Annotated in this window: 4 protein-coding genes and 2 pseudogenes; 4 read left to right on the top strand and 2 right to left on the bottom strand. The window is 38.2% G+C overall.

The window, feature by feature from the left end:
• Positions 1-167, top strand: a pseudogene (locus tag LG003_RS21775) (IS982 family transposase); the annotation flags it as partial.
• Between the two features lie 163 nt (positions 168-330).
• Here LG003_RS21775 and LG003_RS21780 read toward each other — a convergent pair.
• Complete coding sequence (locus tag LG003_RS21780; protein WP_112878589.1) at positions 331-1059, bottom strand: LuxR family transcriptional regulator; 729 nt, start codon at positions 1057-1059, stop codon at positions 331-333.
• 509 nt (positions 1060-1568) lie between these two features.
• On the opposite strand from LG003_RS21780, the gene LG003_RS21785 reads away from it, so the two are divergent.
• The 3 genes from LG003_RS21785 to LG003_RS21795 all read left to right on the top strand — a co-directional run bounded on the left by LG003_RS21785 (position 1569) and on the right by LG003_RS21795 (position 9005).
• The gene (locus tag LG003_RS21785; protein WP_240002061.1) at positions 1569-2162 is read left to right on the top strand and encodes an inclusion body family protein; all 594 of its coding nucleotides are present in this window, start codon (positions 1569-1571) and stop codon (positions 2160-2162) included.
• A gap of 667 nt (positions 2163-2829) precedes the next feature.
• Positions 2830-4497 carry a ShlB/FhaC/HecB family hemolysin secretion/activation protein gene (locus LG003_RS21790; RefSeq protein WP_262981622.1) on the top strand — a complete coding sequence of 556 codons (1668 nt, stop codon included), beginning with the start codon at positions 2830-2832 and terminating at the stop codon, positions 4495-4497.
• A gap of 65 nt (positions 4498-4562) precedes the next feature.
• Positions 4563-9005, top strand: a complete 4443-nt coding sequence (locus LG003_RS21795; protein WP_262981623.1) for a hemagglutinin repeat-containing protein — start codon at positions 4563-4565, stop codon at positions 9003-9005.
• Between the two features lie 945 nt (positions 9006-9950).
• Here the strand turns inward: LG003_RS21795 and LG003_RS21800 are convergent.
• A pseudogene (locus LG003_RS21800) lies at positions 9951-10208 on the bottom strand (hypothetical protein); the annotation flags it as partial.

A 10208-nucleotide genomic window follows, 5' to 3' on the forward strand; every position in this document is an offset into this window, starting at 1 on the left:
TTAATGGACAATTAAAAACCATTTCTCAAATAGAGCATTCGCGCCACCGAAGTATAAAAGGATTTATGTTGACCATTTTAGGCGGTTTGATTGCTTACTGCCTTAAATGGAAGAAACCATCACTGAAAGTTTTCTACTCAGAAGACGATTTTTCAGTGACGGTTTAAACAGAATTCGGGTTATTTACAATGGTACCAATAAAGATACGAAGGTAAAAATTCAATTTTTGTTCAAATTCTCCTAATAATCCATTTGAGCAATAGAATTAATCATTGAGTTAATTTATAAGATAAAAAATATAATCATCTGATAATTGCAAATTTATATTAGTTATATATAGCCAAGCAATGCAGCTTTAGCTATTGCCTGGAATTTATTCTTACAATCCAGTTTTTTAACGATATTCATTAGGTGAAAATCAACTGTACTTTTAGTGACACAAATGGTTGATGCAATTTCAATTGATGTCATCCCATCTGCGGTATACCTTAATACTTCTAATTCTCTATGTGAAAATGAGGTATTATCGATATAGAACGATTGTAAATACTTTGTGTGTGATGTTAAGTATCTTATTATCCTAATATATACTCCTAAAATTTCTCCACTACATTTATACATTGTCTCGTTATCAATAGGCCCATCTTTTCCCGCAACAGAAAATATTCCATAACTTCCTGAAAATGCAGGAAGACCAAAGGTGATCCCAGAACGAAATCCATATTTCTGATTCACATACCAAAGCTCTTGCCCATTAGATTTGGAAAAAAAATCCAAGTCCCATATTTTTGAAAAAGAAGGCGGCACAGGTCGAAAATTTAGAACTGGATCAATCATCCAATACTTTTTTTCTATGTAAACGGCTCTCCAAGATTCATGATAATTATTAAAGAAATACACGTCTCGGTTAGAGATAGGAAAGCGCGCTTTTAATAAAAGGGAGAACAAACTAAACCCCGAAATTTTGTTAATAAGCTCACAAATTTCAGCCACAAAATGTGCATCTACGTCTAATTTATGAAAATTATAGGGTAAGGTATATGGTCGATAAATATTCATTCAACGTCCTCTTAAAAATTAAGAATATTGATAGTGAACCCTAATATTTATTATAGTATCAAAATTTACACTTAATAAAGAAAATAATTATTTACTGTTATACAGAAGCAAGATTTGATAAGCCACAATGTATTTTTCGTAAACAAAAGAAATTATATCAATAAGATTGAAATTTTAATAATCAGGTAAAGTAATATATATAAAAATATATTATAGCCACATTAAGAATTTTAAACTGCTCTCAATAAAATATAAATGATTATTTAATATCTTAATATAAAATTTTTATGTTTTGTTTTTTGACAAAATAAATTAACTAAAATATTGAACTATATGAAGCAATACCTAATAAATATATGAGTAATTTTCCCATATAAACTATGCTTTATACCAGTAGCTGTTTCAACTTTAATAGTTAATTATATAAAAAGAAAGTTATTATAATAATAATGAGCAAGCAAAATAACCTTTCGATTCCCAATAAATAATTTAAATATGTAAGAGGTGTTATGATGAGTGAAGTCATTCAGGGTAAAGATGATATTGCTATAACCAAGAACTCTATTACAGCTGATGTAACCTTTGTTATTGATATTGATTCAATTATTGAATATCTTCGTACTAATAATCTTAAAAGTTCTCTGGACCCTAAAGATCCAACAATTATCCGTCAGCATGTATATATAGCTAATTATACTCCAGAGTTCGGATTGAAAGTGGCGAGTTCATCTGGTGCCCGTGTCACTGTTCCCATTAATGCAAATATTAGATGGAGGGCTACAACGGTATCTAATAATTTCGACTATACGATTATATTGTATAAATTCAAAAAGCTTAGTATAGGAGACGATGTCATCTCTGTCCCATCACAAATATGGTCACAGAACCCTATGGGCAAAAAAGTTCCAATGGTCCCTTCAGGTATTAATGCAAATGAGGATGAACCTAAGATAATTTTTGTTGAATCTCAAGATAGTTATTTCCAAGCAACAGCTCATAAACCAGGTGTAGAACAATATACATGGTTCTTTGCCGCTTATGACGGTAAAAAGCTCCTAGGTTATTATCGATATGATCCATATGTTGAAGTAACTAATAGCTAAGCATTTGTATATTGTCATTTTCTACTGGGAAATTACCAAAATAATTTTCCAGTATTTTTATTTTTCAATTTATTTAAATGTCTGTAACAAACACTAATTTATATTATAATATTATTTCCTTATAAATAAAATCTTATAACACCCAAGTAAACTCTATTCCTCTCCATAAATTCAACAATCTTCCGACAATTATTCTGTCATCAATTCAGAGGATATTCTTTCTATTATCTATTTCTTTAGCTAAAATAACTTACAGGAACTATTACATCTGACATTATCGTCTATCAAGCTAAATAACAGTGAATTAAAATTTAGCTTATTATTACTTACTTAGATTAAGCTTTAATTTCTTTAAAAATCTTCCTAGCACAGCCTTATCTATTATTAAAAAAACACCACCCGTTACTTATTCCACTTAAGTTAATTCATTAATAAGCCGTAAAATAAGTGCTCTTATTAACTAATTATTATCCTAATAACCAACTAATTAAAATTTCTGATAGAAAATCGAGATATAAAAGAAACGTCATCCACTAATCAGAGCAAGATATAACCCGGAGTGTGCTTTAATAACGAATAAATTAGCCAATATGTATGTCATTACTATCAGGCTATCACCCTATATTTATGTTTTATGGAATAAAATATCATCCTTATCGGTGAATTAATGATAAAAAGAATATCTATTCTCATATTAGGTTGTATTTCCTTTCAGATAATCGCCTCACCAGCAGAGATAAATGATGATCTGCCAATGACTGAAGCGAGAAGAACTCTGCAAGATAGTTCTAGGGAAATTAACCAACTGATAGAACAACGCCGCTATCAGCAATTAAAGCAGCAGGCTAATACCGTTCCTGAGTCAACGCCTGCGTCGGTATTGCCGGAATCTAAGCAATGTCTGCCGTTAACCGGCGTTTACCTTAAAGGGATATCTCTGCTCTCAATTCGGGATTTAAGTACGCTCAGCGCTTTGTCCCCGGCGTGTATCAGCAGTCATGATATCAATCGGCTCAGCCACGAACTGACTCAGCTTTATATCAGTAAAGGCTATATCACCGCCCGTATTCAGTTTATTGCGCCTAATACCGATGGAGAGTTAGGGCTAAACGTTATCGAAGGGTTTATTGAAAAAATCGAAGGCGGTAATCGCTGGGTGAATAGTAGGATGCTATTTCCCGGTCTGGAAAAACAACCACTCAATATCACACAACTCGATCAGGGTTTAGATCAGGCTAACCGGCTACAGTCCAATAAAACCACCCTGGATATTTTACCGGGAGCGGTAAATGGCGGTTCGGTGATTAAACTGCATAATCAGCGCAGTAAGCCTTGGTTATTGAATATCAAAACTGATAATTATGGGCAAAAGAGTACTGGGAAATGGTTGGTCCGCACCAATGCCAGTTTTGACAGTCCATTTGGTTTATCCGATTTCATCAGTCTGAATGCCAGTAGTACGTTAGATAGCCCATCAAACCGATATAGCCGTGCTTATACTCTGCTTTATTCAGTGCCCTATGGCGCAGCAACATTCAGTGGGTTCGGTAGTTATTCCCAATATGCCAGCCATCCCCATTTACAAATGAGAACGATAAAGATTTATGGTGATACTCAGCAAATCGGCATGCGTTCCGATTTTGCCTTCTATCGTAATCAATCTCAGATTAATAGTGTCAGCGGGCAATTAACTTACAAGAATTACAATAATTACATCAACGATGCCAAGATTGGTGTCAGTAGCCAAACATTGAGTGTCTTTGAACTCGGTGTTAATCATTTACATATCATTCCAACCGGATTAATCACGCTCAATCTGAGTGTTGAACAGGGTTTGTCTTGGTTTGGAGCACAAACCGGAACCGCTTATCTCGATAAGCAGTTCACCAAAGGCAAATTGATGGTCAATCTACATCAGCGTTTTATGCTGTTCAACTCGCCTTATCAGCTCAATAACCTGTTTTATGGGCAATACAACCGCCGCGGTCTGCCCGGCGTCGAATGGCTGAATATCACTGATCGGAATGCAGTCCGGGGATTTAGCAAAAATACGCTATCCGGGGATAACGGCTGGTATCTGCAAAATACACTGTCCCGGACGTTTCCCCTCGCCAACAGCACATTATCAATGCGTATCGGTATTGATATTGGCCGGGTTCAAGGATATCGCAGCCCACAAGGCTGGCAAAGCAGCGCCGGAATCAGTTCTGGCGCCACGCTGAGATACCAGAGCATGGTATTCGATCTAGAAACCAGTCGAGGAAAGTTACTTTCCAATCGCCAAGCATCTGATGAGTCCATTCAGGTGCTAGTCCGTTTTTCTTACACCTTTTGATGGTCTTTAAGCAGTACCTAACGTTGTACACACAATAATATAACTAAATAGATAGAGATTAATGTATGAAAAATAAAAAATTCAGGTTATCCCCTACCGGCAAGCTCGCCGCTTCTATGGCAATCATTCTTGTCTCTTGTTCTACCAGTTTTGCCAGTGAAATCGTTGGCGGCGGCGACCCAGCACACCATCCCGATATTTTCGCTGCCGAAGGTAAAGCAACGGTTGTGAATATCGTGACGCCCTCCTCTTCCGGGCTGTCACATAACCAATATCTGGATTACAACGTTGGCCAGATGGGCGTCGTTCTAAATAATGGGCTAGAGGAAGGGCAATCACAATTGGCGGGGCAGCTTACCGCTAACCCTAATTTGAATGGTCAAGCTGCTAGCCTGATTCTGAATGAAGTTATCAGCAGGAACCCTTCCCTGTTATTAGGTCAGCAGGAGGTGTTTGGTATAGCAGCAGATTATGTACTGGCAAACCCGAACGGCATCACCTGTAATGGATGTGGTTTTATCAATACTAACCGTGCTTCTCTGGTTGTGGGTAATCCATTGGTAGAACAAGGTAATTTGCAAGGTTTCAGTACGTTTAACAATCAGAATAGCCTGAAAATTAAATCGGATGGTTTAATCGCCAATGCGATCCTTGATCTTATCGCCCCGAAAATTGATAACCGGGGCCCAGTCACCGCTCAAAAAGAGATTAATGCAATCAGTGGTGAAAATAAAACCTCAGCCACAGGAGAACTCATTGATTCTCAGCAAGCGTTAACCGGTGTGCTGGACAGCTATTATCTGGGGAGTATGCAAGCCGGGCGTATCCGTCTACTCAATACCGCAAAAGGCAGTGGAGTTAATTTACAAGGTACTCTTACTGCCAGTAATGAGATTATTGTTGATTCCCACGGCAATCTCAATTTAGAAGCAGCACATCTACGAGGTGGGAATGTTGATCTCTTGGGTAATGATATTGAGGTAAAAGGTAAAGTCAGCGAATCATCATATAGCCGTGATGGTAGCAATAATTACCAAAGCTATTTCAGCGGTTCTTATACCAATGATAGTAAAAGCAGTCAGTCACTCACTCGTACTAAGCTTGAAGGCAAAAATATTTCATTAGTCGCCAATAGTAATAACCGGATTACAGCCACGGATATCGTAGGTGATGATGTGAATCTGAGTGGTGCTAATCTCACTTTAGATGGGCAACAATTAAAGCAATCCACTAAAAATATTAATAACCAACAGGGTTATTCCTGGCGCCATGAGGTCACTCAGGAAAGTGAAAAACTGCATCAGGCAGGAAACAATATCCAAACCAAAGGAAATGCGAGCTTAAATGCGACGAAAGGTGACGTTAAGATCCTTGGCAGCAAAATAGATGCTAAAGGTGAGCTAGCGGTTACAGCGAAAAAAGGTATTCAAATTGCCGGTCTGACTGAGACAGAAAAAAGCTCGGAAACAGGTCACAAAAAAAATCACACGGCTAAATTGCAGACCGGAAGTTGGGAAGAGAGTAAACAGACCGAGCGTTTGATCGCCAGTGAATTACAAGCAGGAACTAATCTTAATATTAAGGCAGGAACTCAAGCTGAAATTCTTGGGGCGAAAGTCCATGCAGGTCAAAATCTGACATTAGAAGCCGGTAAACAACTGCAAATCGATGTTCAGAAAACGGCTGATAGCCGGGCTGTACGTGATGATAAAAAATACTGGGGAGGTGTCGGCGGCGGCGGGAATAAAGACAACAGTGAGTTGAAAGAAACCAACCATGCATCTGAATTGACAGCCAATGGGCGTTTATTGCTGTCAGGCTATGAGGGTATCGCCATTACCGGCAGCAAAGTGAAGGCGGTCCAAGGGGCTTTTGTAAATGCTAATAGTGGCGAATTAACCATCGATAATGCGGTCAGTCATATCAATCACAAAGTTGATGAGCGAACAGGCACTGTACTCAACATCACTAGCGGTTCAAAAAGAACCAATAGCCAGCAACAGAAATCTCACGGCAGCGAGTTGGTTTCTGAAGCAGATCTCAAATTACTCAGTGATGAAGATATCAAGATTATTGGCAGCCAGGTGCAAAGTACCGGCGCACTTAGCCTGAACACATCCGGTAATATCAAGGTGCTCTCTTATGGCGAACAGAAACAAGTTGATAAACAAAGCACCTCTCTGGAGCCACAAAGCCACTTCCAACCAAAGGGAGACAAACAGTATCGTGCCGGAATAGGTATTGAGCATACCAGTAACAGTCAAAAAAATCAGACGATAACACAGCAAGCTTCCACGTTGAGTGGAGATAGCATGACTATCGATGCTGATAAAGATGTCACCCTGCGTGGTTCCAATCTGGTGACGACTACAGGTGATACTAAGATCACCGGCGCGAATGTTCATCTGTTAGCTGCGGATAATAAAAAATCCGAAGAGAAATCTCAGAGTAAAACGTACGTTGGGGGTTACCTTACCGGAGGAGTTGATAAATTTGGTTCTGGTATTCATGGTAACTATGAAGGTAACAATAACAATCATACCAGTACGACTGCCGTTGTTTCCGGTTCTCAAATCGCAGGTAATTTGAACATTAAAACCAACGGCGAATTGGTTCAGGAAGGGGCGAACCATAAAGTCAATGGCACTTATACTGCTGAGGCAGGTAAGGTAAGCAATCTGGCCGTATCGAATACGGAATCAAATACCAATCGCAAACTACAGGCTGGCACGGATATTGGCGTCAATGTCGATTATAGCGCTGTTACTCGACCAATTGAGAAAGTGGTTAAAGAACCCGCTAAGTCTGCGCTGGATAGCACTTTAACCAAAAAAGGAACACCTAATTTCGGAGTAGATATTGCCGCCAACGGCAGTAGCAGCCAGACCGTAGATAAAAAGTCCGAAGCGGTTGTGACCTCTGTTCAGGCCGGCAATGTTGTTATCAGAACCAATGGCGAACTGTATGATCAGGGTACTCAATATCGTGCTGATAAAGGTAACGTTACACTGACTGCCGGTAGCCATAACAGTGAAGCAGCACAGAATCACCACGAAAGCAGCCACAGTGAAACCCGCGGCAATGCTGACCTACGTGTTTATACCACCACCGGTGAAGATATCTCCGGTAATGGTAAAGGCAAAGGCGGCACACAAAGCAGCCATACTGCGACTACCACAGCAGTCACTAGCCGGATTACCGCTGCGGATGACATTAATATCCGCGTCGAAAGGGATGCTGAATATCAAGGCACATCTCTGAATACTGGCGCTGGCAAAGCCAATATAGATGCTAAAGGTGATATCCGTTTTGATAATGCCACCAATAGCACGACGAAAACAGCAACCGGTTATAACGGAGAAGCATCTGCTAAAGGGGGAAACTCGCCAGAGGGCAAGAATGTTCATATCGGTCTTGGCGGCGGTTACAACACAGATAGCAAAAATAGTACCACAGCTCAGGTAAGTGAAATTGGCGGTAAGCGAGGTGTCAACCTGAGTGCGGGCAATAACTTGACGTTGCAAGGTGTTCAAGTGACCGGTAAGCAAATCGACTTGAACGCTAAACAAGGTAATGTTGAACTGGTATCTGCTCAGGACCGCGTTAACAACGATAGCTGGGAATTTAACCTGAAAGGCAATGGGGGGAATACAAGCTCGATCAAGAAAGCGGAAGATGACAGTACAACAACCACCACAAAACAGAGCCTTGGCGGGGAAGTCAAAGTAGGTATTGATCGTCTGCAAGCAACAACCCAACGTAATAGCCATATTAAAGGTGAAAATGTCGTGATCAACAGCGGCGGTAATACGACGGTTGCCGGAGCACGGATAGAGGCGGATCAGGTAAAAGGCAGTATCGGTGGTGATCTACGAGTTGAAAGCCGTAAAGATACTGAACATGGGTTAAATGCCGGTGTTGATGCTGGCATTAACTACACGAAAGAATCCAAAGTGAAAAGTGACGATATCCCTAAAGACGAAGCAACTAAGGATGATTCGCCTAAAGACGATGTGTCGAAAGATGAGGTATTGACAGATGATCCATCTAAAAACCCAACCGAAGAGCCACAACCGAAAGGATGGCAGGACAGATTAACCTCTGCATTTAATAGTCTTAATAATATTAAAGGGATTAATGGGGTTACAGGTAAACTCAAAGGTAATGTTGATATTAAAGATCGGGAAAATGTCGGCGAACAATCGGCTATTTCCGGTAATCAAGGGGTTAATTTAGATGTAAAAGGAAATACCCATCTGATTGGCGGGCAGATTGGTAGCGAGAAAGGCAATGTCATTCTTAATACCCAAAGTGTGGAACAACAATCTGTTACTAGTTATGACAATAGTAAAGGCGGTAACGTTGCATTACCTGATTCTGTGAGCGGAATTGTTAAGGCAGTTCAGGAAGGTGTATTGTCCGGTAAAATACCTTTGGTGAAAACTTATAGTAATGAAACCGAAAGTAGTACGATTAATGGCGAAATAATCAATCGTAAATCTGATTAATTTTTTCTTTTATAAAAGATCCTTCAAATGAGGGATCTTTTTATTTTCATTCATATCGAATATCTTAATAATTTTCATTGACCATATTAATGGTTTTTTATAATGTTAAAAAATCAACAAATGACTTGGGAATATAATGATGTTTAGAATTTACAAGCAAACTTTAGAACATAAGAACTACTATAAATGCCTATTCCAATAGGCGTAATTGTTGCAGGCAGTTTGAACACGGACAGCGCGGAAAAACCGGAGCGTACACGTAGTACGTGAGGATTTTGAGCACTGCCCAGGTTCAAAATGGCAAATAAAATAGCCTTATTGGGATAGGCAGTCAGTCACAGATTAGAATAAAAGGAGCATTTAGGAAAGAAATTATTTGTTCAAATATATTCATTGCATATATTATTTTTATGACCGTATTTAATCTCAACAATCCATTATTTAGATATGTGGATTACGTTATGATAATAATTCTAGTTACTACGTTAATAAGCATATCTGTTAATATTAGCAGAGCATTTAATATATTGATAAGCGAATATAAACCAGAGGATATTAATTACTCTAACGAAAAGATAAAAACCTCACACAAAATATTAATTTCAATTATCTTAATAGCTATTTCAATGTTAATGTGGATATCAATCTCATATTTACCCAGCATTATTATATATAATTTTTCGTTAAAAGTGTTTTTATTTATGATTATCAGCATATCAATATACCTAATCATGAAAATGTTTAATCAGAGAGTACTCACTACGCATGAATAAGGAATAATGACCAAATTAATTATTTGTTGTAAAATAAAAACATAATAATTTCTTATTCAGAAAGAATTATTCCACCCAATATGGATATCAACTCAATACAAGTGCGCCTTATACTTTGAATTGTCAAATAATAAGCCGCCACAATGAAAGCGGCTTTTAAATAAATCCAGCATCAATATTTTTTTATTTCCTTTGAAATTTGATAAATATTTTCTATACCGATAGAACATTCATCATCTGAAGCTAAAGTCGTTGTTATGAAACTGAGTTTATCCCTAGATTTATTGGTAAATATTATATGATACATTTGCCTATAAATCGGCTGAGATAAATAAATATCATCAAACTCATGTTTATCACTCAGTACTTTATCCCTTTTAGCTTTAGCTATTTCACGTTGTAGAATAATAGCTATTTCACTTTTATTTAA

Source organism: Photorhabdus kleinii, from assembly GCF_025384885.1.
Taxonomy (GTDB): Bacteria; Pseudomonadota; Gammaproteobacteria; order Enterobacterales; family Enterobacteriaceae; genus Photorhabdus; species Photorhabdus kayaii.

Excerpts from the sequence above, each read along its gene's own strand:
- LG003_RS21790 (WP_262981622.1), top strand. The coding sequence starts at position 2,830 with ATGATAAAAAGAATATCTATTCTCATATTAGGTTGTATTTCCTTTCAG.
- LG003_RS21780 (WP_112878589.1), bottom strand. The coding sequence starts at position 1,059 with ATGAATATTTATCGACCATATACCTTACCCTATAATTTTCATAAATTA.
- LG003_RS21795 (WP_262981623.1), top strand. The coding sequence starts at position 4,563 with ATGAAAAATAAAAAATTCAGGTTATCCCCTACCGGCAAGCTCGCCGCT.
- LG003_RS21785 (WP_240002061.1), top strand. The coding sequence starts at position 1,569 with ATGATGAGTGAAGTCATTCAGGGTAAAGATGATATTGCTATAACCAAG.